The 22,742-nt window shown below is 62.5% G+C and carries 23 protein-coding genes and 2 pseudogenes; 6 read left to right on the plus strand and 19 right to left on the minus strand.

Going from position 1 to position 22,742, the window contains the following annotated elements:
* Window positions 1–88 precede the first annotated feature (88 nt).
* Entirely contained in the window at window positions 89–331 is a 243-nt protein-coding gene (locus LB533_RS13890) for a DUF6894 family protein (RefSeq protein WP_140554104.1), read from the plus strand.
* A gap of 837 nt (window positions 332–1,168) precedes the next feature.
* Window positions 1,169–1,471, plus strand: a complete 303-nt coding sequence (locus LB533_RS13895; protein WP_224677382.1) for a hypothetical protein — start codon at window positions 1,169–1,171, stop codon at window positions 1,469–1,471.
* Window positions 1,472–1,871: 400 nt separating this feature from the next.
* Here the strand turns inward: LB533_RS13895 and LB533_RS13900 are convergent, their stop codons facing one another.
* Entirely contained in the window at window positions 1,872–2,225 is a 354-nt protein-coding gene (locus LB533_RS13900) for a DUF1515 family protein (protein ID WP_224677383.1), read from the minus strand.
* Window positions 2,226–2,747: 522 nt separating this feature from the next.
* Window positions 2,748–3,017, minus strand: a complete 270-nt coding sequence (locus LB533_RS13905) for a hypothetical protein (RefSeq protein ID WP_224677384.1) — start codon at window positions 3,015–3,017, stop codon at window positions 2,748–2,750.
* 577 nt (window positions 3,018–3,594) lie between these two features.
* Here LB533_RS13905 and LB533_RS13910 point away from each other — a divergent pair.
* On the plus strand, window positions 3,595–5,073 hold the full coding sequence (locus tag LB533_RS13910; protein WP_181169466.1) for a protein adenylyltransferase SelO: 1,479 nt from the start codon (window positions 3,595–3,597) through the stop codon (window positions 5,071–5,073).
* Window positions 5,074–5,916: 843 nt separating this feature from the next.
* Here LB533_RS13910 and LB533_RS13915 read toward each other — a convergent pair.
* From LB533_RS13915 to LB533_RS13950, 8 genes are all read right to left on the minus strand, one after another.
* Complete coding sequence (locus LB533_RS13915; protein WP_224557390.1) at window positions 5,917–6,180, minus strand: hypothetical protein; 264 nt, start codon at window positions 6,178–6,180, stop codon at window positions 5,917–5,919.
* 50 nt (window positions 6,181–6,230) lie between these two features.
* Complete coding sequence (locus LB533_RS13920) at window positions 6,231–7,139, minus strand: aldose 1-epimerase (protein WP_224677385.1); 909 nt, start codon at window positions 7,137–7,139, stop codon at window positions 6,231–6,233.
* Window positions 7,140–7,143: 4 nt separating this feature from the next.
* Complete coding sequence (locus LB533_RS13925) at window positions 7,144–7,899, minus strand: SDR family oxidoreductase (protein ID WP_224677386.1); 756 nt, start codon at window positions 7,897–7,899, stop codon at window positions 7,144–7,146.
* A gap of 76 nt (window positions 7,900–7,975) precedes the next feature.
* Window positions 7,976–8,707, minus strand: a complete 732-nt coding sequence (locus tag LB533_RS13930; protein ID WP_224677387.1) for an ATP-binding cassette domain-containing protein — start codon at window positions 8,705–8,707, stop codon at window positions 7,976–7,978.
* A 4-nt stretch (window positions 8,708–8,711) separates the two neighbouring features.
* Window positions 8,712–9,689 carry an ABC transporter permease gene (locus LB533_RS13935; protein ID WP_140552577.1) on the minus strand — a complete coding sequence of 326 codons (978 nt, stop codon included), beginning with the start codon at window positions 9,687–9,689 and terminating at the stop codon, window positions 8,712–8,714.
* Between the two features lie 80 nt (window positions 9,690–9,769).
* Entirely contained in the window at window positions 9,770–10,747 is a 978-nt protein-coding gene (locus LB533_RS13940) for a sugar ABC transporter substrate-binding protein (protein ID WP_224677388.1), read from the minus strand.
* A 23-nt stretch (window positions 10,748–10,770) separates the two neighbouring features.
* A complete protein-coding gene (locus LB533_RS13945) occupies window positions 10,771–11,973 on the minus strand; it encodes a mandelate racemase/muconate lactonizing enzyme family protein (protein ID WP_224677389.1) in 1,203 nt (400 codons plus the stop codon).
* 17 nt (window positions 11,974–11,990) lie between these two features.
* A complete protein-coding gene (locus tag LB533_RS13950) occupies window positions 11,991–12,710 on the minus strand; it encodes a FadR/GntR family transcriptional regulator (protein ID WP_140642260.1) in 720 nt (239 codons plus the stop codon).
* 102 nt (window positions 12,711–12,812) lie between these two features.
* On the opposite strand from LB533_RS13950, the gene LB533_RS13955 reads away from it, so the two are divergent.
* Entirely contained in the window at window positions 12,813–13,712 is a 900-nt protein-coding gene (locus LB533_RS13955) for an SMP-30/gluconolactonase/LRE family protein (protein WP_224677390.1), read from the plus strand.
* 199 nt (window positions 13,713–13,911) lie between these two features.
* On the opposite strand, the gene LB533_RS13960 is transcribed toward LB533_RS13955, so the two are convergent.
* The 9 genes and pseudogenes from LB533_RS13960 to LB533_RS13995 form a co-directional block, all read right to left on the minus strand.
* The gene (locus LB533_RS13960; RefSeq protein ID WP_224677391.1) at window positions 13,912–14,718 is read right to left on the minus strand and encodes a FadR/GntR family transcriptional regulator; all 807 of its coding nucleotides are present in this window, start codon (window positions 14,716–14,718) and stop codon (window positions 13,912–13,914) included.
* A 2-nt stretch (window positions 14,719–14,720) separates the two neighbouring features.
* Window positions 14,721–15,668, minus strand: a complete 948-nt coding sequence (locus tag LB533_RS13965) for an ABC transporter permease (protein WP_224557396.1) — start codon at window positions 15,666–15,668, stop codon at window positions 14,721–14,723.
* A 50-nt stretch (window positions 15,669–15,718) separates the two neighbouring features.
* Window positions 15,719–16,522 carry an ATP-binding cassette domain-containing protein gene (locus LB533_RS30125; protein ID WP_263487537.1) on the minus strand — a complete coding sequence of 268 codons (804 nt, stop codon included), beginning with the start codon at window positions 16,520–16,522 and terminating at the stop codon, window positions 15,719–15,721.
* Window positions 16,523–16,732: 210 nt separating this feature from the next.
* Window positions 16,733–17,167, minus strand: a pseudogene (locus tag LB533_RS30130) (ATP-binding cassette domain-containing protein); the annotation flags it as partial.
* A 141-nt stretch (window positions 17,168–17,308) separates the two neighbouring features.
* Window positions 17,309–18,295: a substrate-binding domain-containing protein gene (locus tag LB533_RS13975; RefSeq protein ID WP_224557399.1), complete on the minus strand. Its 987-nt coding sequence runs from the start codon at window positions 18,293–18,295 to the stop codon at window positions 17,309–17,311.
* 32 nt (window positions 18,296–18,327) lie between these two features.
* A complete protein-coding gene (locus LB533_RS13980; protein WP_224677393.1) occupies window positions 18,328–19,104 on the minus strand; it encodes an SDR family oxidoreductase in 777 nt (258 codons plus the stop codon).
* Between the two features lie 5 nt (window positions 19,105–19,109).
* Complete coding sequence (locus LB533_RS13985) at window positions 19,110–20,282, minus strand: enolase C-terminal domain-like protein (RefSeq protein ID WP_140552585.1); 1,173 nt, start codon at window positions 20,280–20,282, stop codon at window positions 19,110–19,112.
* A gap of 450 nt (window positions 20,283–20,732) precedes the next feature.
* Window positions 20,733–21,112 (minus strand): annotated as a pseudogene (locus LB533_RS13990) (helix-turn-helix domain-containing protein); the annotation flags it as partial.
* A 312-nt stretch (window positions 21,113–21,424) separates the two neighbouring features.
* The gene (locus LB533_RS13995; protein ID WP_140642271.1) at window positions 21,425–21,775 is read right to left on the minus strand and encodes a DUF2200 domain-containing protein; all 351 of its coding nucleotides are present in this window, start codon (window positions 21,773–21,775) and stop codon (window positions 21,425–21,427) included.
* Between the two features lie 113 nt (window positions 21,776–21,888).
* On the opposite strand from LB533_RS13995, the gene LB533_RS14000 reads away from it, so the two are divergent.
* Complete coding sequence (locus LB533_RS14000) at window positions 21,889–22,155, plus strand: hypothetical protein (RefSeq protein ID WP_224677658.1); 267 nt, start codon at window positions 21,889–21,891, stop codon at window positions 22,153–22,155.
* A 104-nt stretch (window positions 22,156–22,259) separates the two neighbouring features.
* On the plus strand, window positions 22,260–22,625 hold the full coding sequence (locus tag LB533_RS14005) for a BA14K family protein (RefSeq protein WP_263487502.1): 366 nt from the start codon (window positions 22,260–22,262) through the stop codon (window positions 22,623–22,625).
* The last annotated feature ends 117 nt before the right edge of the window (window positions 22,626–22,742 follow it).

The following is a 22,742-nucleotide window of genomic DNA, read 5'->3' on the forward strand; positions in this document are numbered from 1 at the left end:
AATGCGGCCCGGCGTCAGAACATTGACGCTGTACGCAAATTTAACGGCCAGGGAACAAGGCTAGAAGGCGCAAGTTCGGGCTGCCGTTATGCCACGCTTTTTCTTTGACACGATCGAGGATGGTCAGATCACCCCGGATGATCAGGGCCTCGAAATGTCCGTGTCCGACATGCGCGAGGCAGCGAAGCACCTTCTCCCAGAACTCGCGATAAACCATCCCCTTCCGGCAAACCGTCACGAATTCGTCGTGCGGGTTCGGGACGAGAATGGGCAGCATATCTACGAGGTGAAACTGACGCTGGCCGCGAGGTCGCGGTTGGTATCGATTTGAAGCCGGGCAGGATCACAGAGGCAGTCTCGTAGCTGCCCCAACGCGCACCACTGGACCGCTGGCCCGCCGCTCCATTCACGGCAGCGGCGGGCGTTCCCCCAGGGTTAGAGGGGACACAAATCGGGAGAGTTGGGTCAACCCGAGTTGCGCGGCGAACCATGTGGGATCGATGGAAGTTCCGCCACGCGCAAAAAAAGCCCTGGTCGGCCGGAGCCGAGACCCGCCTTGACCCGACGTCGCTTAGCCTCTTAGCCGTCGCCTCGTTCAAGATGTTGCTTAACAGCGAGATCAAGGAGGATCGCGAGAAGCAGTATACGAGCCGGGACAGGTGATGGGCAGTCAGGCATCGCCGGTATAACAAATGTTAAGCCGGAATGTTCTGTACTGGCGTCAGGCTGATTGAATTACCAGCTCGGCGGTGAGCCAAAAGCCGGCCGCCATAAACACCAAGATCACCGTCGCGAAGATAGATATGCGCATGTCCGCCCCCAGTTCACGGTCTGGCCTTAGCACACAACAAAAAAGCCCGCCACCGTAACCTAGCGGGCGAGTTCTGGAGTAGCTGGTAGAACCAGCACAGGTCAACTACGGGGCGGCGCGGTAGGTTCCCGAAGCGGGTAAGGCGCCGCCTCATCGACTTTGGGGCGGCGCCCCTTTTGTTTGTCACTGCGGCTGCACCTGCTTGCGCCGCAACGCGTCTATCTCCCGCTTCATGGCCTGGATGGCGTCGTGGGTACCATAGACCGCACCGAAGTTGTTGACTCCAGCTCTATGGAAAGCGTACGTCGCGGCTCGCTCCCCGCGTCCAGGGCGCTTTCCACCCGATAGAGGTCAAAAATGGACGACAAATACACCAATGCTCGTGAGCACTTCTTCGCCGCGATCCGAGCGCTAGCGGCTTCCGAACATAGCATTCAGGCGAGGCTGATCGAGGCGAATGGAACCATTCTGAATGTGACGATCGACGAATTCAACGGCGACCGCGAACTTAAAATCAAATTTGCAAAATTGCTGGACCTTCTGGCCATCGATCAGGATGATTTGGAAACCGTTGCTGTAGAGAACGCGGCGCACATGACTGACTTCGAAGCAGTGAAAGTCGCCGATCTGATCTGCGATTTCTATTCCGAGATAACCTAGCTTGGGTGCAATGCCTAGCCCCCCGCAGCTCGCGCCAGATGTCCGAGCAGTAGGCGACCTCGTCATCAAGTAACAGTGACATGTAACGCAGGGTAACATTTCTAGTACGCTTCCACCTGCTATGCAGAGAGTAGGACGCGGTGTGGTTCGACGGGAGATGGGGCATCACTCGGACGACCCGGGCTCAGGCGGCTACCGCGTCCGGCTCCTTTCTTCCGCCGAGGTTCGGCGGCAACAAATGCGGCGGACCTGCCTTACCTCCCAAGGAAACGGCCCGCAACAAACGACGTCCGGTCCCCCGCCGGGCGTCGTTTTTGCATTCGGAAAAGGCTCTCGACATTCATGCCGGCGGATCACCCTCCCCGCAACACGCGCCAGATATCGGCCCAGTAGGCGATGATCAGGGAAGCCAGTGCCGCCGCCCCATGCCGGTTACGCCCAAGGTATCAAGCCCCATCAGTTTCCAGCGCGTCACCTCAGCCGTGACTTCCTTGACGCTGGTCATGTCGGCGTTGAGCTTGCTGACCGCGCTTTCGGTGGCGGTTACACGCTCAACCAGCTCGTCGGTCTTCTGATACATTCTCGCCCGGCTGGAGGCCGCGCGCTGCTCTGACTGCTCATAGCTCAGAGCGGCTCGTGCATCGCTGTCCTTGATGTCGCGCCTGATCTCGGTAATGTCTCGCTGCATGTCCAGAGTGGCTGGCAGCTGGCCGCCGATCATCATTTCCAAGCTTTTCGTTTCCAATGTCGGCATGCCCCTGCCCTCGACGCGCTATTTCAGTTCGGCGGCGTTCCACGCTCGCCTTGGTGTGCCTGTCGCATTCAGCCGCGGTGTAGAGCTTGACGGCGCAGCCTCGCGCTATGGTGCCGTCGATCTTGTTCTGATCCTCGACTGTCTTGCCCTTGGCGCCGGCGAGGCTGCTACCGATCGCCGCCCGCAGGACTGGAACACCGCTGACGTCGGAAGTCGTACACCCCGCCAGCGGCCATGCAGTCGTCAAAAGACATGCGAGAATCGTTGCCCTTTTGAATCGCATCCTGGTTGTCCTTCTCAATCTGGGTGCGAACCTCGTCGGCGCCCCAATGTGTAATGTTTGATGAGTTCGTAGCCGCCCCAGACGGCTCCCGAGACGGCCACGGCAATGGTTGCCCATGCGATGATGCCCGCCAGCGGGCGCGGCACGCTCACCAGGCCGGCGACGAGGCTGATAAGCCAGGTTCATGCCGGCACCGTGCCAAGCGCTTCAGCGAGGCGCTTTGCCTTGGGTTCGTGTTATCAGCGATAGGCGGCGCCGCCGAAGACCAGGACCGCGCTTCCGATGGCGAGAACGACAACGACCCTCGTGATCCACTCGTTTGCGTAGGACAGGGGCGAGAGCTGGTTCTGAAGATCTGTCAGCGTGCCGGCGACGCCACCGCCGCCAATGCCCGCGCCGATCGCCACGTCTGCCGGCGCGGTCGACGGTGCTGTCTTCGCATCCTCGACCATCGCCTTTGCGTCTGGCAGGCTGAACTGATTGGCTGGTTCGCCTGGCCTGCCTGGCACTCATCCATGTCTACCTGCTCGTCGGTTTTCAGCACCGCGTTCAGGTCTCAATCCAGTGGCTCTGGCGCTACCTGACCTATGAGCGCGGCGCCCGGCTGATCACCGAGCAACGGATCGAGCCTGGTTCACCGTCGTTTCCTTCAGCGGAACTCTCAGCCCCAAGCGAAGCATCGCCGCCGCAGGACAGAGTTCTCCCCCAGCATAGCCCGCGCGCGCTGAGTAGATTGCGGGGTGCTCATTCGGTGACAATGGCGATCCGGGCGCTAAGCTTTGGATTCCGCGACGGCAGGGGGTCTCGTCGTCCTCGACTGCAGCCATGACCGAACTCCATTTCATCATCCACATTCGGCGAGACGCCAAGCGACACCTTGCCTGTCGTCCTACGTTAGCCCGCCCGAACCTTGATGGACGCGGGTGGTTCCCAGGTTTGTCCGGTGCCGACCTGATGGATCCGAATGGCACCAGCGACGTTGGGTCCCTATATGGAGGGAGGCTCTTCGAACGGGAGCGGTCCAGCCCTCCGCTTCAGAGCCAGCTTGTCATGACGTCACCTGCAACCGCTGAACAATCCCGATCCATTCAGATGCAGTTTCCCGCCCTGCGCAACAGCTATGCGCAACTGCCGGAGCGCTTCTTTGCGCCAACAGATCCGAAGCCGGTGTCCGCACCCCGGCTGATCCGGTTCAACCAGCCACTCGCCGAGGAACTCAGGCTTGACGCCGATCAGCTTACCAGCCGGGAGGGAGTGGAGATGCTTGCCGGCAACAGATTTCCGGAAGGCTTGCAAGCAATCGCCCTGGCCTATGCGGGCCACCAGTTCGGAAATTTCGTGCCTCAGCTCGGCGACGGACGCGCGCTGCTGCTTGGCGAAGTGGTGGACGTCAACGGCACTCGCCGCGACATCCAACTGAAGGGATCGGGACCGACGCGGTTCTCGCGCAACGGCGACGGCCGCGCTGCCCTCGGTCCTGTACTGCGCGAATATGTCGTCAGCGAAGCGATGGCCGCCCTGGGCATTCCGACGACGCGAAGCTTGGCGGCGGTGCTCACCGGCGACCCGGTCTATCGCGAGGTCCGGCTGCCCGGCGCCGTCCTGACCCGAGTTGCGGCAAGCCATATCCGGATCGGCACCTTCCAATATTTCGCCGCGCGCCACGACGCCGACGGGCTCAAGATCCTCGCCGACTATGCCATCGACCGTCACTTCCCGCAGTTGGCGGGGCAAGCACGCCCGTACCGCGCCTTGCTGGAGGCCGTTGTCACCGCACAGGCCGGTCTGGTGGCGCGCTGGATGCTGGTCGGCTTCATCCATGGCGTCATGAACACCGACAACACGGCGATCTCGGGCGAGACCATCGACTATGGCCCATGCGCCTTCATGGACGCCTATGACCCCAGCGCGGTGTTCAGTTCGATCGACCGCGCCGGACGCTATGCCTATGCCAACCAGCCTCGTGTCGCCACATGGAACCTTACGCGCTTTGCCGAGACGCTCCTGCCGCTCATGAGCACGGATGAGAATGATGCCGTGTCCGAAGCCGAGGATGTGCTGAGGTCGTTTCAGTCCTCCTATGAGGCTGTGTTGCAGCGCGGTTTTCGCAGGAAACTCGGATTGCTGACCGAGGCGGAAGGCGACCTGCAGCTCGCGGCTGATTTTCTGGATGTGCTGGCTCGCGGCGAAGCCGACTTCACGCTCGGCTTCCGGCGGCTTGGCGACGACCTCGACGCAGCGGAAGGTCAAGGCACGGCGCGGCCGTTGTTTCAGGATCCCGGCGCATTCGATGCCTGGTCGGCGCGGTGGCGCGAGCGCGTCGCAAGCGAGGCAGCCGACACAGCCACGCGGCGGGCCGCTATGCATGCCGTCAATCCCAAATTCATTCCCCGCAACCATCGCATTGAGGAGATGATCCAGGTGGCACTGGGCGGGGACTTCACACCTTTCGAGGAGATCCTGGGGGTCGTCAGCCGTCCCTTCGATGAGCAGCCGGAAATGGAACATTATGCTGACCCGCCACGATCGGACGAGCGCGTCCTGCAGACATTCTGCGGTACATGAGACGTTCATGACGGTCGCTTAACATGTGCGAATGCGGACGACCCATTTGCAAGCTATCGTCGAGAGTACTCTCGTAAGGGCTGAGCTATGACGATTATAGAATTAGCATTCGAATTGCTGGCACGGAAGCTGGTAGACCATACCGGAATATCCGACGAGGATGCTCGAGACCTTGTCGCAGCCATGGGCGCGGACTGGTCATCGCTCGTGCGAGCAGCGAGGGTGATCAAAGAGAATTAGTAGGTCTTTCGACATTCAGCTGCAGGCTGCTGCCGCGAGCGGCCTTTATCGCAGGTTCGACTGCGCGTCCTGTCGCAAACCTGCACGACCTGCGCGGTGAAATGAACTGCGTCGCTCGGGACGACTTCGATGGCGTAAAGTACGGTATATCGGTGATTGCCTCCACGCGCTGATCGCCGAGGGCGACGGGCGCAACACGGATGAGCATGGCACGGTGCGTTCTGCGGTATTGGCGGCGGCTGCAATCCGGTCATCGTTCGATCTGTGCCGAACGATCCTGCCCAATATCAGCGAACTAGGCATTACCATCGGTATTGAACTCGGCCCGACTCGAATTGCCCGGTTGGGGCTGGTGGGTGATGCCAGTGTCCGCTGCGCCTCAAAGCCGCGCCACATTGCAGGCGTGCCCGATGGCTCGCCATTCTGTCCCCGGGTGGCCTCGAAAGCTTTTTCCCCGTGGTTGCCGAACTGGGATTGGAGATTCCACGCGACCTCACGCAAATCAAAGCGACTGCGGCCCGGTTCGATATTAGGTCACCGGGCCACCCTTAGCCGTCGCTGGACGACAGGCGCCACGCTAAAGCGGCGGTTGCCGTCCTGGCCTTACCGGCCTTTCGGCTTGTCCTGTTTTAGCGGGAAGGTAGCGTCGCCGTCCTTTTTCTCCGAAATGACCCTGGGATCTGCGCTTGAGATGCCGTCGTTCGACCCACCTTTGTGCTTCTTTTCCGTTTGGCCCTTGGCATCGGCTTCGGGGCCCACGGAGGCGCGTTCTGTTTCCTTGGGCATGGTGTTCTCCTTCGAGAACAATTCAACACGCGACGCTTGCCGAAGTTCCTGATGGTGCAAGGGTCGCAACTGTCCTTTCACGGCTCCGTTCTCGAACTGGAGAGCCCGCAAGTGCGGTGACACCATCCACCTTACAACCCGGCTAGCACCGGGTCCCCGGCAAGAGCAGGTTGCATCGCAGCCCAATCCATGCGCATGCCAACGCTCATCGTCGCTCCATTTTCCAGCGGCGCCAGCCCCTCGCCCGCGCCATTGTGCGCGTCGACGCTGTGCGAGACCGGCTCGAAGCAAAAGAAGCCCGATCCAGGCGACGGCGAATAGAACAGGAACACGTCCAAACCCGGCGTGGCGGTGAGCGAGATGGAAATCCCCTCCTGAGGCTGGACGATCATGGCGCGCCGGTCCCACCCGTCGAAGCCGTTGTTCACCCAGCCTGTTGGCAGCGGCGAGCCCATCGAGAAATCCCATGCAGGGCGGTCGCTTACTGGTACCGCGCCAACGGGAAGATGGCGTTCATCCTCCAGCCAAACGCGCTCGGCCTTTGCCTGAAGCGTGGTCGCCGCATCGCGCGGGAACCAAGGGTGGAAGCCGAGGCCGTAAGGCAAGCGCATACCGGCACGGTTCTCCACTGTCAGGCGGGCCTCGAGGGCGCCGTCGCGCAGCGAATAGGAGACAGAGGCCAAATAGCGGTAAGGCCCGATCGCGCCATCGTCGAGCACCAGCTCCGCCTCGCCGGCGGTACGGGCGCCAAGCCGCCACGGCCGCTGGAAGCCATCGCCATGGATCGGAAAGGCCTCGCCTGGCACGTTAGGCTCGATGGCATGAAAGCGGCCGTCGAACGCGAAGCCGCCACCCGAGATGCGGTTCGACCATGGCACCAGCAACTGACAGCCGGAGGTGCCGCCTCCATCGCCAGGTCGAAGCAACGGAACCGGGGCGCCATTGGCGACAAGCGCGTCGAAGCGGGCGATCGCAGCCCCTTTCCCGGGTGCCAGGATGAGCCTCGACCGACCGTCGTTCACTTCCACGAAGTCGGCCATGGCCTCACCAGCCGCCGTCGACGGCGATGTTCTGGCCGGTGATCATGTCGGATGCCGGCGATACCAGGAACAGCACGAGTTCGGCGACCTGATGCGGCTCGATGCGCGCCTTGATGCTCTGGTTCTCAAGGATCCAGTCATTGTATTGCTTGAGCCGGTCGCCGAAGACGCGCTCCTCCGCTTCCGAGACGACCGCGCCGGGAGAGACCGCATTGACCCTGATGCCATGCGGGCCGAGTTCGCGCGCCAGCGATTTGGTGAGACCCAGCATCGCGCCCTTCGACGCGACATAGGGGACATAGCCGTCCCAGCGGCCGTTGAGCGTGATCGAGCAGAAATTGACGATCTTGCCATAGGCCTTGGCCTTCATGCCCGGCGCGCAGGCCCGCGCCAGCGCAAAGGCGGCCGACGAGTTGACGCGGATCTGATCCTCGTACTCGGTCAGTGAGAACTCCTCGAAGGGCCGGTTGATGATCAGCGCGGCATTGTTGATCAGGATGTCGATGCCGCCTTCGCTTGCCGCCAGCGCTGTCACGGCTGCTTCCGCCGCGGCGAGACTGTTGAGATCGCAGCCGACGAAGGCGATGTCGCCGCCCGCCTCCGCGGCGAGCTCCGCAACCGTCGCCGGTGCGCTCTCGATGTCGGGACGGTCGAGCACCAGCACGCGCGCGCCGGCCCGCGCCAGAGTCACGGCCTGGGCCCGGCCGAGCGAGCCGAGCCCACCCGTCAACAGCGCGATACGACTTGCAAGCACCGTCATTGCCGCCCTTTCCTAGATCCTTCGTTTGTACGCAATTCCAGCCGGTAGACCGCTACGCGCTGTTCCTGGAACTGCTTTAGAGCACGCCATGCACTTCATCGATCGAGGTGTCCTCGATGCGCTTGTCCAGCACCACCTCGCCGCGCGCCATCGCTACGATGCGGTCACAGCATTCGAAGACGTGGTGCATGTTGTGGCTGATGAAGACGCCGGTGACGCCCTGCTCCTTCAGGCCGCGCACGAAGCCGATGACCTTCTTGGTCTCCTTGACCGAGAGATGGTTGGTCGGCTCGTCGAGGATCATCACCTTCGACCTGAAATGCATGGCGCGCGCGATTGCCACGCCCTGCCGCTGACCGCCGGAGAGCTCACCGACAAGCGCCTCGGGCGAGCGCAGATGCAGGTCGACATTGGCGATGGCGCGGACGCTCTCCTCAGCCATCTTCTTCTGGTCGAGGATGCCGACGCCGAAGGCCGCGCAGCGGGTCGGCTCGCGGCCGATGAACAGATTCCTGGCGATCGACATGGTCGGAACCATGGAGTTGTACTGATAGATGGTCTCGATCCCCAGATTCATCGCATCCTGCGGCCGCGCAATCCTCACTGGCTTCCCCTCGACCCGGATCTCGCCGCGATCCGCCATATGAACACCGGAGAGGATATTGATGAGGGTGGATTTGCCCGCGCCGTTGTCGCCGACCAGTCCGAGCGCCTCACCGCGCTTGAAGTCCAGCGTGATGCCCTTCAGCGCATGGACGCCGGAATACCATTTGTGAAGATCGCGCACTGAGATGATGGCGTCGGTCACCGCTTTAGCCCTCCATCTTGATGGCCTTGGCGCGCTTGCGCATCCAGGCATTGGCCACGACGGCGAAGATGGTCAGGAAGCCGATGGCGAACTTGAACCAGTTGGCATCGACATGGCTGAGCACGAGGCCATTGTCGATGACGCGGATGAGCGTCGTGCCGATGAGGCCGCCCATGACGGTGCCGATGCCGCCGGCGAGCGACGCCCCGCCGATGACGGCTGCCGCCACCGCCTGAAGCTCCATCCCCTCGCCGATCGACGGCAAGGGCGATCCCAGCCGCAGCACCTGCAGCATGCCGGCGAAGCCGGCGAGCATCGAACACAGTATGAAGCAGGCGAGCTTGACCCTGGCGGTCGGGATGCCCATCGAGGCGGCGGCGGGCAGGAAGCCGCCGGTGGCCTTGATCCAGTTGCCGAAATTGGTGCGCGAGAGCATCAGCGAGGTCAGCACGGCGATGGCGACGAACCATAGGAACGACATGCGGAACATGTTGCCCGGCCCGACGAAGGAGGTGAACAGCCAGTTCGGCAGGTCGGCGGGCAGCAGCGGCGGGAAGCCGCCCGAGACGACGACGGTAAGCGAACGCGCCATGAACAGCATGCCAAGCGTGGTGATGAAGCTCGGTATGGCGAAGCGGATGGTGACGTAGCCGTTGATGAAGCCGATCGCCGCGCAGACCAACAACCCGGCAAGCAGCGCAAGCGGGAACGGCCAGCCGTGCACCATCAGCACCGCCATCGTCATCGGCATCAGCGCGAAGACCGAGCCGACCGACAGGTCGAACTCACCACTGATCATCAGGATGGTGACGCCGATCGCGACGAGGCCGGCCTCCGGCAGGATGCCGAGAATGCCGCGCAGATTGTCGGCATTCAGGAACACGCCGTGCGAGCGGACCTGGAACAGGATGATGAGCAGCACCAAAAGGATCAGCCCGGCCAGCTCCGGTTTTTCGAGATAGGTCTTGAACAGGCGCTTCAACGAAAGGCTCCGGCGTTCGAGATCGTCCATCACATCGGCGGCACCAGCCGCCGCCGATGCAAGGGTTCAGTGGTTGATGCTCAGCGCAGCCCTTGAGCGGAGAGCGCCATGATGCTGTCGGCCTCCTTCGGCCGCACAATGCCCTGGCCGGTGTCGATGTCCGATGGAGCAAGACCAATCTTCTTGTTGAGATAGGCCTCCATCACCGGCATGAAGCCCTGCATGTAGGGCTGCTGGTCGACCAACGCCTGGACATAGCCCTTCTGCATCTGCTGCAGCACCTCGGGCACCAGGTCGAAACCGCCGAGCAGGACCTTGCCTGGCGCTACGCCGCGATCGGCCAGGACGCGCGCCACGCCGGCGCACCAGAAGCCGGTATCGAAATAGGCTGTCGTGTCCGGATGGGCGTTGAGATAGGCGCCGACGCGGTCGGAGGTGATGGCGAGGTCGGTGCCGCTGTCGATGCGCTCCCACGACACGTCGCGGTCGGCATGAGCGGCCTTGTATTCCTGGAGGAACTGTATGATGCCGGCGCCCCGGCTTTCCGACCAGTTCTGGCCGGGAGCGGAAATGCCGACCAGCATCTTGATCGGGCCGTCCTTCGGGAAGTTTTCTGAAATCGCCTTGGCCAGCGAATAGCCGGCCGGCTTGAAGCCCTGGCCGACAAAGGCCTGCCGGGCATTGCCCTTGGCGCCCTCGGTGTCGTCGACATTGACGGCGATCACCAGCACGCCGGCGTCGCGCGCCTCCTTGATGACGTCGTCGAAAGCATGGTCGTCGACGATGGAGGTCAGCAGCGCGTCGGGTTTGGCGGCAAGGGCGGCGCGCATGTTGGCGACCTGCTGCTCGACCGAGCCCTCGGTCTGGGTGAAGACCATGTTGCAGTTCGCCTCGACCTTGGCGCAGGCATCGTCAAAGCCCTTCTTCACAGCTTGCCAGAAAGTGTTCGAGGCCGACGAATGATGCGTGAAGACGATGTTGAGACCGTCGGCGCGGGCGGTCGCCTGCCCGCCAAGAAGAGCCGCGCTAAGCAGAAGCATTGCAGTGAGTTTTCTCATGTCTATTCCTCCCTTTGGATCTTTCAGATATCCGCCTTGTCGCTGACGCGGCGCTGGACGGTGTAGGCGCGATCAAGCTCCGGATGGAGCGCCAGACCAAGACCCGGCCCCGGCGGCACGGTGATCATGCCGTTTGTCACTTCCGGCAGCGCCGTCACCAGGTCGCGGTACCAGGTGCGGTAGAAGGCGCGCACACTTTCCTGGACGAGCGCATTGGGCGCATTGAGCGACAGATGCGTGGAAGCGGCGAGCACGACCGGCCCCGTGCAGTCATGCGGCGCCACCGGCAGCCGCCAGGCTTCCGCCATCGAGGCGATCTTGCGCGCCTCCGACAGGCCGCCGCACCAGGAGATGTCGAGCATGACGACGCCGGCCGCTCCGGTCTCCAGCAGGTCGCGGAAGGCCCAGCGGCTGCCCAGCGTCTCCGATGCCGAGATCGGTGCGGGGCTAGCGACTGCGTAGCGCTTCAAGTCGCCGAGGCTGTCCATGCGGATCGGGTCTTCGTGCCAATAGGTGGCGAAGGGTTCCAGCGCGGCTGCGATCTTCATGGCCGGCAGGAGCTGCCACATCGAGTGGAACTCGACCATGATGTCGATCTTGTCGCCGACGGCTTCGCGTATCTTTGCAAAAGGCTCAAGCGCGGCCTTCAGGTCGGCCGGCGAGATGTCATTACCGCGCGTCTTTTCGGCCGCGTGATCAAACGGCCAGATCTTCATGGCGGTGATGCCGTCCTCGAGCAGCTCCTGGGCCAATTCACCGGCGCGGGTGAGGAAGCCGTTGAGGTCGTCATAGTCCCGCCTGGAGCCGATGCCGTAATTGGCCGTCGTCTGTCCCTTGGCGTCCTTGATGTATTCGGTGCCGGCGCAGGTGTTGTAGGTGCGGATTGAGCTGCGGCTGAAGCCGCCGAGCAATTGGGCGATCGGCTGGCCGGTGGCCTTGCCGAAGATATCCCACAGCGCGATGTCGAAGGCGGAATTGCCGCGCACCTCGGCGCCGCTGGAGCGGAAGCCGAGATAGCCGACGAGATCGGCGGCCAATAGATCGATCTGCAGCGGATCGCGGCCGATCACGCGCGGCGCGACATATTCATGAAGGTATTCCTCGACGGTGCGCGACAGAAAGAAGGTCTCGCCGAGCCCGGTAAGGCCCTCGTCCGTATGGACCTCCACCCATAGCAGGTTGGGCCGTTCCTCGATGCGGATGGTCTCGATGGCGCGGATCTTCATGTCAGGCAATCCCCATCTCAGGCGATACCGGCGTCGAGGAGCGCCTTGACGCTCTTGTCGAAGTGCCGCGCCATATGCTCGGCCGCAAGCCGCGGATCACCCTTGAAGATCGCGTCGGCTATGTCCTCGTGCCCCTTGATCATCTTGAGCTGGTCCTCGGGGGTCGAGCGGGTTCGCCAGCCGATCACCCAAGTGCGGCGCGTGACGCCGCTGAAGGCAGTGACGATCAGCGAGAAGACCGGGTTGTGCGATGCGGAGGCGATCGCCTCGTGAAAGGCGATGTCGTGCTCCATGACGATCTCGGGGTTCTTGAAGCTCTCGCGCATCAGCTTGGCCGCGTTGGCAATGGTGGCCGCTTCCGCATCGGTGCGGCGCAGGGCGGCGAGCCCCACGGTGCGCATCTCGATCGTGCGCCGCACGTCATAGACCTGATGCACGCTGATCTGATGCGTGGTGATGCCGTGTTCGATGACCATCGACATCGCGCCGGTATCGAGCTTGGCGACCGTGGCGCGACGCCCGGCGCTCATGTCGATCAGGCGCATAGCAGAAAGCGAACGGAAGGCCTCGCGTACCACCGTGCGGGAGACATTGAGTTGGCGGGTCATGGCCGCCTCGCTGGGCAACGGATCGCCTGGCGCCAGCCCCTCGGAGCGGATGTGCTGGGTGATCGCCCGGATCGCCGTGTTCACCAAGCCAGGGCTCGGCTCAGCCGCTGCCTCTGTCGGATTCTGCATGTCGCTTCCCCAACCTGTATGACAGGTTATAATCTAATTGCTCATATTCTGACCAGAAGATATATGCAAGCGGATTTCTGGACGCCGAACTGGAGGAGCCCCGTGCAAGAAACGCATGCAGCCCTGATTTTTGACGCGCGCGATGTGGTCGGCGAGAGCCTGGTCTGGGACGACCGCCGTGGCAGGCTGGCCTGGGTCGACATCATCGGTCGCCGGATCCATCGGTTGGATCCGATGACCGGAGCTCATGAAAGCTGGGCCACGCCTGACCTCGTCACCTCAATTGGCCTGCGCAGGGACGGTGGCGCCATCGTCGGCCTTAGGAAGGAAGTCGCCTTGTGGGAATTCGGCGGGCCGTTCAAAACGATCGCCGAGATCGAGCCGGACAGGCCCGAGATACGGCTGAATGAGGGCGTCGTGGCGCCAGACGGTTCGTTCTGGGTCGGCACGATGGCCAATAATATCACGCCAGACGATACGCCTCTCGCCGTCACCCAGGATGCCGGACAGCTGTTCCGGATCGGACCGGCCGGCGACGTGACGAAACTAAGCGAAGACCGCTTCGGCATCACCAATACGATGGCGTGGACCCAGGATGGGCGTTTCATCACCGCCGATACGATGAAGAATGAACTCTACAGCTATACTTGGAACCAGAGCTCTTCGAGGATCGCCGAGCGGCGGCGGTTCTTCGGCGGTTTCGAGCGAGGACTGCCCGACGGCTCCTGCATGGACGCCGACGGCCATGTCTGGAACTGTCGGGTCGCCGGCGGAAGCTGCCTCGTGCGCATCTCGCCCGACGGCCGGCTGGATCGAACTATCGAACTGGCTTGCACCTGGCCGACGAGTTGCGCCTTTGGGGGCGTCAACCTCGATACACTCTTCGTCACTTCCGCGCGCTTCACGATGACGGCGGATCACTTGCTGGCAAACCCGAATGAAGGCGGCGTTTTCGCGTTGCGGCCGGGGATGCGAGGTTTGCGGGGCAACCGCTTCGGGTAGGCTGTCCAATTCCCTAGCGGTGCGAAATTGTCGGTGGGTTCAAATGACAACCGTCTCAAGCAACGGCCGCTGGCAGCTGACCTCCGACCGGTCGAGCGTTCGAAAACCGCCGTAGACATCACCGGCCGCATCGAGATCCGGACGATTTCGGCGCTCAGGAGCCGGAGCGATTCAGATGCTTCCGACATGCGTCATGCAATTAATGCAGATCGCCGGCTGGCACGGGGAGGTTCTGCCTGACCGGGCGGTCGCGGTGCGCGCCGTCGGCGATGGTCAAGAGGTCGACCGATGCTATCCCAATCAGCGCCTTCATCTGCCGGTAGGCGTCATCGGCCCGTCGCATGCGGATGGCTTCCAGGACGTCGCCATGCGCGCTGAGCGTGGCCTGGAAATTGGCCGTGGCCGAGGTCGTCAGCCGAAAGGAGAAATTGAGCGCCGCAGCCAGCATATTGCCGAGGTTTGCGAACACCGGGTTGCGGCTGGCACGCAAGATTCCAGTGTGAAATCGCACATCGGCGTCGAGGCAGGCAGACAGGTCGTCTTCAGGCGCGTCGCACATCGCCTCATAGGCGGCCTCGATTATCGCCAGATCACCGGAGCTCGCCATCTTGGCCGCGAGTTGGGCGGCTGCCGGTTCAATCACCAGGCGCGCTTCGATGAGCCCTCGCACGAAGCCGAGGTCCGGCTCGATCCCGCTCATCCAGTCGAGCACTTGGGCATCGAGCCTGTTCCAATCGCTTGGCAGCCGGACATGCGTCCCCGCGCGCTTTCGCGCTTCGATCAGTCCTTTGGCCGCGAGCGTCAGAAGCGCATCGCGCAGTGCGGTGCGGCTTGCGTCATAGGCGGCGCAAAGTTCGGCTTCGCTGGGCAGGATGGAAAGAGGGGGATAGCGGCCGGAAAGGATGCGCTGGCCGATGTCCCTCGCGATCCTGTCCTTCAGCGACGCCGGGCCGATAGTGGTCGCGACCGGCACGTCTTCGGTCTTCGGAAGGGGCTTAACTGCCATTGCTAGGTCCTGTTGAGGTGATACTCGGCGACAACCACAGCAAGGATCAGGAGCGATCCCTTTGCAAGCAGTTGATAGAAAGTCGGCACCGAAGTCAGGATCATGCCGTTGTTCAGGATGCCGATGATCGCAACCCCCAGCAGCGCCCCGACAATCGTCCCTTTGCCGCCCTGCAGGGCGCATCCGCCGAGAACGGCGGCGGTGATGGCCTCGAGTTCCAGCCCTTGCGACCCCGAAACCGGCTGCCCCGAACCCGTGCGCGCGGCAAGCAGGATGCCGGCAAGCCCCGCCGCCACGCCGCTCATGATATAGATGCCGACGCGGTAGCGCTTGACGTTGATCCCGGAAAAGCGCGCCACGACCGGATTGCCGCCGAGCGCATAGATGTTGCGGCCGACTATCGACCGGGAAAGAAAGACCTGGAACAGGATCGCCGTCGCGATCAGGATCCACAAAAGCAGCGGCAGGCCGAGGATTTTGCCGATACCGATGAACCGAAACGTGTCGCTGAAGATGGCGATCGACTGGCCATCCGACATGATGAAGGCGATGCCGCGGAAAATGGCCATCGTGCCGAGCGTGGCGATGACGGCATTGACGCGCCCGTAGGTGATGATGATGCCGTTGACCAGGCCGGCCAGCCCGCCGACGACCAGACCGGCGACGATGCCGAGCCCCGGCGAGCCCGTCGCCTGGATGGCCATGGCGGTCGATACCGTGGTGAGGCCGACGACGGCGCCGACCGCGATGTCGAGCCCACCGGCCACGATGACGACGGTCTGACTCATCGCCAGCACGCCAAGGATGGTGATGCCGAGGCCGATATTGAGCATGTTGCGCGCCGAAAAGAACACGTCGCCACGCAGCGTGCCGAAGATCACTATGAGGATCGCGAGCGCGAGAAGCAGGCTGATGTTGTGGACACCCAGGCGTTCCGCCAAGGCGGCCATGGAGCGTCTTTCCATGGCATCGCGGGGATTCGTGAGCTGATCGGCGGTGTTCACGGGGCAAGTCCTTCGCGCTGGAGGGCGGCCCTCGGCATGGCGTGCCTGAGGATCGATGTCTCATCGATATGCGGGCGGTTCAGTTCGGCGGTGATGCGGCCTTCGGCCATGACGAGCACGCGGTCGGCCAGACCGATCAGTTCGGGCATTTCGGATGAAATCAGGATGAGCCCGATCCCACCCGCCGCGAGTTCCTCGATCAGGCGATAGATGTCAGCCTTGGCACCGATGTCGATGCCGCGCGTCGGCTCGTCAAGGATCAAAAGCATGGGCTGTCGCGCCAGCCATCGCGCCAACACCACCTTCTGCTGGTTGCCACCTGAAAGTTTTGCCACCGGCACGTCCAGATCCGGTGCCTTGATCGCCATCTTGGCGGCAAGTGGCGACACCACGTCGAGCGCCTTGCGCCTGCTGAATAGACCGAAGGACGATGTCCGGTCCGCAACGCAAAGGGCGGCATTGTCGAGAATGCTGCGAAACATCAGCAAGGCCTCGTGCTTGCGGTCCTCGGGCGCAAATCCGATACCGGCGACGATGGCCGCATGCGGGCTGTCGGGGGGGACGGGGATGCCGTTCATCGACACGGTGCCGCCGAGACGGCGGTCATAGCCGACGATGGCTTTTGCCAATTCGGAGCGTCCCGCGCCCATCAGGCCGGCGATACCGAGGACTTCGCCCTTGCGCACCGAGAGATCGATGCCGGTGATGCGCTCCGTCGTCAGCCCCTTGATCTCGAGCAGGTTCTCGCCCGAAGGCCGGCTCTCGCGTTTGAACAGGTCCGCGATGTCGCGACCCACCATGAGCCGGGCAATGCCCTGCTCGGTGGCGCCCGCCGCAGCCGAGTCATCGACGAGACGGCCGTCACGCAGGACGACGATACGGTCGGCGAGCTCGATGATTTCGTTCAGCCTGTGGGAGATGTAGACGATCGACGTTCCCTCGGCGCGCAACCTGCGGATGACCGCGAAAAGCCGCCGCGCTTCGTCATTGGTAAGCGACGATGTCGGTTCGTCGAAGGCGATGAGGCGGCCGCCGGCGCGCACCGCACGCATGATTTCGATCATCTGCCGTTGCGCGGGGCCGAGCGTCTCGCAAGGCTGGCGCGGACGCATGTCGCCTTGCGTGCCGAAGGCAGCAAGCACGCGAGCGGTTTGCGCCTCCAGTGTCTTCCAGTCGAGGAACACGCCGGCTGTTCTGGGCATTTCGCCGATGAAGATGTTTTCCGCGATGGTCAGGCTCGGAACGATCTCCGGCTCTTGGTGGATGACCCGGATGCCGGCGTTGTGGCTGTCTTTCGGTTCGGAAAAGACCACAGGTGCGTCGGCGAATCGGACCGAGCCGCTATCCGGTTTGAAGACCCCTTCCAGGATACGCATCATCGTCGATTTGCCGGCGCCATTTTCGCCCACCAGCGCCAAAAGTTCGCCAGGCCGGAATTTAAGCGACACGTCGTCGAGCGCCTGGACGACGCCGAAACGCTTCGAGACATGCTCGAGCGCGAAGAAACCGTTTTCCGTCACATCGGGCTCCCGATCGTTGCTGGGGCAAGCGACGGGACCCACGGGGGGCCCGTCGCATCGGACTGGTCAGTGGCAGAGTTTGGCCTTGTAGTCGGACGCGAAGTTGGCAGGCGTGATGTATTCGGGGTCGGTGAAGGATTGCACCGGAAGCGGTGTCTTGTCCTTGATCGCGGCCAGCAGCAGCTTGACGGCCAGCGCGCCATGATTGGCCGAATTCAGCCACATCGTGCCCCTGAACGCCGAGGGCTCGGCCGAGCCGAACGCATCGCAGGCCCGGCTGCCGTCAATGCCGATGCCCATGCCCTGATCGGCCTTGTAGCCGGCGTTTTGCAGGGCACGCGCGGCGCCTAGAACGCCATCGTCATTGCAGGAGTAGAAGATCCAGTTGGTCACGTTCGGATTGGCCGTCAGCGTGGTGGTCATCACGTCGATGGCGTTGACCATGGTGTTGTCATAGGCAACGCGGATGATGTTGTTCGGCTTGAAATCAGGGACCGCCTTGAGGAAGGCCTCCTCGGCGCCCTTGTTGCGCTGCATGCAGGTGTCCGCCTTGCGGTCCTCTATGGACGCGATGCGCACTTCCTTGCCGGCCCATCCATCGGCTTTGTAGAGCTTCGCCAGTTCTTCACCGACGCGCGCACCGATATTGTGGGCGTTCATGCCGACATATGGAACCTGCGACCCGTCCTGATAGTAGATGTCGTCGTCCACGGCGACGAGCGGAATACCGGCGGTCTTCGCCTTCTGGGCGATCACCGGGCCGAGGGCCTTGTCGGGAACGACGATGGCGATGCCCTTGACGCCATCTCCAACCATGGTGTCGAACGTGGTGACTGCCAGATTGGCATCGAACTGGACGTCCTGCGAAACGAAGGCGGCGCCGGCAGCTTCGGCAGCCTTCTTGGCGCCGCCGACTTCAGCGACGAACCATGGGTGTTCGCCCATCTTGTTGATGTAGCCGATCTTGATATCGTCGGCACGTGTGGCACCGGTCAAGGCAAGTCCGGTGGCGAGTGCGGCGCAGGCCGCGATTGCTGTCAGTCTCGAATTCATATCTTCCTCCCTTGTGCAGTCCTGGTTGAACGTCAGTCGTGGTAGAGAACCGAGCGTCCGCCATCGATGGTGATCGTCTCGGCATTGATGAACGGCGCTTCGTCCGAAGCCAGAAAAACCGCCGTCATCGCGACCTCCTCCGGTCGGCCGATCCTTTTGGGCGGATGCAGGTCGTAGGCGCGCCTCTTTTCCGCTGCCGGATCGGCAAATGTGTTCCAGTAGGCCTCCGCTATCGGCGTCTCGATGTAGCCCGGCGCGATGGCGTTCACGCGGATGCCGCGCGCCGCGTATTCGATGCCGAGCGCTCTCGTCAGCCCCAGCAGCGCGTGCTTGGCGACGGGATAGGGGAAAGTGTGTGGAATGATGCGGAAGGCGTGGCAGCTGGCGATGTTGACGATCGAACCATATTCTCGCTCCAGCATTGAGGGCAGCACCGCCCTGGCGCAGATCCAGGCTGCCTCGAGATCGAGCTTGAGACAGCGCTCCCACTCGCTGTCGGGCATCTCCAACGGCTCATGGAAGACGTTGGCCCCGGCATTGTTGACCAGGATATCGACGCTCCCAAAGCAGCCAAGCGTGCGCACCACCAGGTCGGTGACGGACTGTTTGTCGGTCACATCGGTTTCGCAGAACACCGCCTCGCCGCCGGCCTGCGCGATTGCCCGCGCGACCGCGGCGCCGGTCATCGTGTTCTTCTCGGCAATGACGACGCGGGCTCCCTGCGCCGCAAACGCGGTGGCGGTGGCGGCGCCAATGCCTTGGCCGGCCCCGGTGACGATCGCGATCCTGCCCTGCAGACGACCCGTCATGGCGATCACCAATCCACGATGGTGCCGTCCGGCATGACCGCATTGCGGGCATGCAGCACCTCCTGCTTGAACGGGTGGCGGGCGATCACGTCTTCGTTGACGGTAACACCGAGGCCGGGCAGTTCGGGGGCGTCCCAACGTCCCGGCTGGCGCCTGATCGGCCAGCTCACCACATCGTCGTACCATGGAACGGCGCCCGACATTTCCTCCTGGATTATGACGTTGGGCGTCGAAATGCCGAAGTGCAGCGCGGCGACCCCGGCCAGCGGTCCGAGTGGATTGTGCGGCGCCAGTCCGATGCCGGCGGTTTCGGCGAAGGCGGCAATCTTCTTGGTCTCGAGCAGGCCGCCGGTGTGGCAGATGTCGGGCTGCGCGATGTGGAAGGCGCGGCCAGCGATGGCGTGCGAAAACTCGCGACGGCCGATGAGACGCTCGCCGGACGCGATCGGTACCGGCGAGCGGGCCGTGATATGGGCGAGGCCAGCCATGTCTTCCGGCGGCAGCGGCTCTTCCGCGAACATGATACGGGCGGGCTCTATGACTTTCAGATAGTCCATCGCTGCATTGACGGAGGCCGGCCGGCCGTGGAAATCGATCATGATGTCGACCGCGGGGCCTACGGCTTCGCGCAGCGCGCCGACCATCTCCGCGACGGCATCGACGTCGCGCGCCGGCGACACATAGTGCGTATAGGGGATGCAGACGATCTTGACCGCGTCATAGCCCGCCTGCGTGACGATCCGGCCCCGCTCGACGATGCTGTCCGCCGAATTGCTTTCGTAGACGGCCTTCATGTCGCCGAGACCGAGATGGGTATAGGTGCGCAGATGCGTGCGCACCTGGCCGCCGAGCAGGCGCCAGACCGGGACGCCGAGCGATTTTCCCAGAATGTCCCACAGAGCAATCTCGATGCCGCTGACGGCCGACATGCCCTCGACGCCGAGACGCCAGAAGCCGTGGCGCGTCATGATCTGGTGGCACTGTTCGATGTTGCGAGGGTCCTGCCCCAGCAGCAGAGCCTCGAGATCCTCCAGGGCGCCCACGACGGCGCGGGTTTTCCATTCCAGTGTCGCCTCGCCCCAGCCGAAGAGACCGGGTTCGTCAGTCTCGACCCGGACAAACACCCAATTGCGCATCTCTGCGTTGCACACGCGCGCGCTGATCGACGTGATCCTCATTCCAGCCCCTCAGCTTGTCGTTTTATATCGACATTAAATATGATTTATTTATCAATACATGTGAGGAGTCAAGAGGAGACACCGCACGTCTCGATAACCGCCACCCTCCAGAAATTGACCGCTGGAATAACCTGGCTAGTCATACGGTTGGGGCGAACGGAACATAAACTGTGCTGGAGCTCGGATGGTCAGCCTCCGATCTCTTTGGATTGGCAGCGTGCATCGAGGGCACATTTCAGCGTTTGCATGCGCGGGAGCACTATTCGACGGCGACGTAGAACGGTTGGCATCGCGCAACCTTGCACAGCGACAGAAACGTGCTGGTCGATACGGGCTTCATCCAGCATGACGACAGTTTTTCACAAAAATTCGGCATTCCTTATTGGGTCTCCCCGGTCCGAATGCTGCAGGAGGCAGGCGTCTCCGCCGATGCAGTGACCGGCATCGTCCGATGTGGATCATGTCGCCCGGCTCGTCATGCTCATAGCGGCGCACCGGCGCTGCTGGCTCAACGTCCTTCAGCCGCGACAGTCCGGCCCGCGCCAGCACCCGGCTCACCTTCGCGGCGAGACAGCGACCGCACTTGCAATGTGCTTTGCCGTGAGGCGCTGGCGCCGCAGCCCAACGATCCGATCGGCCACAGCCCGTTCGGTCGCATTCGGACTGCGCCTGGGCTGCGACGAGCGGTCGGCCATGCCGGCACGGCCTTCAGCCTTGTAGCGCTCGACCCATTGGTTCACGACCTTCGCCGTCGCCGCGAAATTCAACGCTGCTTGGGATTGGGAAAGGCCGCCTTCCATGACCGCAAGCGCCACCTCCTTTCGATTCATTCGGGTCCTCCAACGAATCTGAAGCGTGGTAACTCCAGTCTCGTCGCTCTGGCCCGAATGGACAACCTGCCAAAACCTCACATCTGGCCGAATGCTCGAAGGCACAAGTCCTCCATGATCGGCTGAAGTTTGTTTTGTGGTGCGCCGTGGCTACCAGCTCCAACCCGCCAATATCCGCCTTCGAGTAGCGGTGCACTGGCCGTGACCGAACAGCTATTGGGCGCAAACGGCGGCGGCTGGAACCGACCTGACACCGCAAGGCCGTTAAGATCATCCGGTCCAAGAGAACCGATATCGAGCCAACCAACCTGGCTAATTTCGCAAGATCTTCTCCATCGTCCGCCCCTTGGCGAGCTCGTCGATCAGTTTGTCGAGGTAACGAATTTCCTGCATGAGGGGTTCTTGGATGTCTTCCACGCGGATACCGCAAATTACTCCCGTAATGAGCGACCGCGATGGATTCATCCGAGGCGCCTGCACAAAGAAAGTCTCAAAAGATGCGTTCTTCGCCAATTGATCCTCGAGCATCTCCTGGCTGTACCCCGTCAGCCAACGGGTGATTTCATCCACCTCCGCTTTCGTGCGCCCCTTTTTCTCAGCTTTCGCGACATAGTGGGAATAGACGCTCGCGACGCTGACTGAATAGATTCGATGCTTCGTCATCCGTCCCCCTGTGTCCAAGGCATTTCGCCTGGGAATATCGTACAGCAGCCTCTAGGGGCGACAGCAAGCCGGCGAATACTCTCATATCCGTGTCTGTGTTGGCACACGAAGGTATGCTGGTTGACATCGACGTGATCGCTGGGTTCCACAGCAATCCCCGTGACCAGCATAGGAAGACGCCTTCGGATCCGCTCGTCGTCGCGTTCGCAAACGATCTCATTCATGGCGGCATTATAGCAATTTTCCCCAAGCCCGGAGCACCGCAACGCTGCAAGTTGTGGCGGCAATGCTCCGGTACCGACACGAGCTTCCGTCGCAAAATTCCACAAGGCGACCGGGCTCTGTCGCTGGGCGAACTGCGTTCGCTGCGCCGGCAATAGACGCCACCTCATTTCTTGAAAGGATCAGGATCATTATAAAAGTTTCGACAGCGATCGGCGCAGCGCTGCTTGCCATTTCGGCCACCGTTAAGCAGGCCGGCGCGATGCCGCTTCAGCCTTTGCCGGATGCCACCGTTCAGGCGAGTGGCACGACGGAAGTCTATTTTCGCAGGGGCTTTTATGCCGCCGGCGGTTTCTACTATTTCAACGGATACAGAGGATATGTCCGCTTCCGGCCGGGCTATCGCTATTATAACGGTTACTGGTTTCCGGTTGGCGCCTTCGCGGCGGGCATGGTGGCCGGCGCGAGCATTGCAAATCCGTTTCCGCCTGCACCCCGACCAGACGCACGTCTAGCCGCCGCCCATGTCAGGTGGTGCTACGCCCACTACGTCTCCTACCGCGCCTGGGACAACACCTACCAGCCCTATGGCGGATCGCGCCGGCAGTGCTGGTCGCCCTACAGCTGATCTTGGCGTCAAAAACGCCGGACAGCTACCTTTGTCGATATCATCCCTGTTCGGCACTTTTTTTGGTGACGGACGAGGCCATGCGTCATCATGCGGCCTCGTCGTCCAAGGAGCGCA

The sequence above is a fragment of the Mesorhizobium sp. BR1-1-13 genome (assembly GCF_020165515.1).
Lineage (GTDB): Bacteria > Pseudomonadota > Alphaproteobacteria > Rhizobiales > Rhizobiaceae > Mesorhizobium.

What these genes read in the sequence shown, in the direction of transcription:
- LB533_RS13890 (WP_140554104.1), top strand. Translation starts at nt 89, where the DNA reads ATGCCACGCTTTTTCTTTGACACGATCGAGGATGGTCAGATCACCCCG.
- LB533_RS13895 (WP_224677382.1), top strand. Translation starts at nt 1,169, where the DNA reads ATGGACGACAAATACACCAATGCTCGTGAGCACTTCTTCGCCGCGATC.
- LB533_RS13900 (WP_224677383.1), bottom strand. Translation starts at nt 2,225, where the DNA reads ATGCCGACATTGGAAACGAAAAGCTTGGAAATGATGATCGGCGGCCAG.
- LB533_RS13920 (WP_224677385.1), bottom strand. Translation starts at nt 7,139, where the DNA reads ATGGCCGACTTCGTGGAAGTGAACGACGGTCGGTCGAGGCTCATCCTG.
- LB533_RS13925 (WP_224677386.1), bottom strand. Translation starts at nt 7,899, where the DNA reads ATGACGGTGCTTGCAAGTCGTATCGCGCTGTTGACGGGTGGGCTCGGC.
- LB533_RS13940 (WP_224677388.1), bottom strand. Translation starts at nt 10,747, where the DNA reads ATGAGAAAACTCACTGCAATGCTTCTGCTTAGCGCGGCTCTTCTTGGC.
- LB533_RS13945 (WP_224677389.1), bottom strand. Translation starts at nt 11,973, where the DNA reads ATGAAGATCCGCGCCATCGAGACCATCCGCATCGAGGAACGGCCCAAC.
- LB533_RS13950 (WP_140642260.1), bottom strand. Translation starts at nt 12,710, where the DNA reads ATGCAGAATCCGACAGAGGCAGCGGCTGAGCCGAGCCCTGGCTTGGTG.
- LB533_RS13960 (WP_224677391.1), bottom strand. Translation starts at nt 14,718, where the DNA reads ATGGCAGTTAAGCCCCTTCCGAAGACCGAAGACGTGCCGGTCGCGACC.
- LB533_RS13965 (WP_224557396.1), bottom strand. Translation starts at nt 15,668, where the DNA reads ATGGCCGCCTTGGCGGAACGCCTGGGTGTCCACAACATCAGCCTGCTT.
- LB533_RS30125 (WP_263487537.1), bottom strand. Translation starts at nt 16,522, where the DNA reads ATGGTGGGTCGCGACATCGCGGACCTGTTCAAACGCGAGAGCCGGCCT.
- LB533_RS13975 (WP_224557399.1), bottom strand. Translation starts at nt 18,295, where the DNA reads ATGAATTCGAGACTGACAGCAATCGCGGCCTGCGCCGCACTCGCCACC.
- LB533_RS13980 (WP_224677393.1), bottom strand. Translation starts at nt 19,104, where the DNA reads ATGACGGGTCGTCTGCAGGGCAGGATCGCGATCGTCACCGGGGCCGGC.
- LB533_RS13985 (WP_140552585.1), bottom strand. Translation starts at nt 20,282, where the DNA reads ATGAGGATCACGTCGATCAGCGCGCGCGTGTGCAACGCAGAGATGCGC.
- LB533_RS13995 (WP_140642271.1), bottom strand. Translation starts at nt 21,775, where the DNA reads ATGACGAAGCATCGAATCTATTCAGTCAGCGTCGCGAGCGTCTATTCC.
- LB533_RS14000 (WP_224677658.1), top strand. Translation starts at nt 21,889, where the DNA reads ATGCTGGTTGACATCGACGTGATCGCTGGGTTCCACAGCAATCCCCGT.
- LB533_RS14005 (WP_263487502.1), top strand. Translation starts at nt 22,260, where the DNA reads ATGCCGCTTCAGCCTTTGCCGGATGCCACCGTTCAGGCGAGTGGCACG.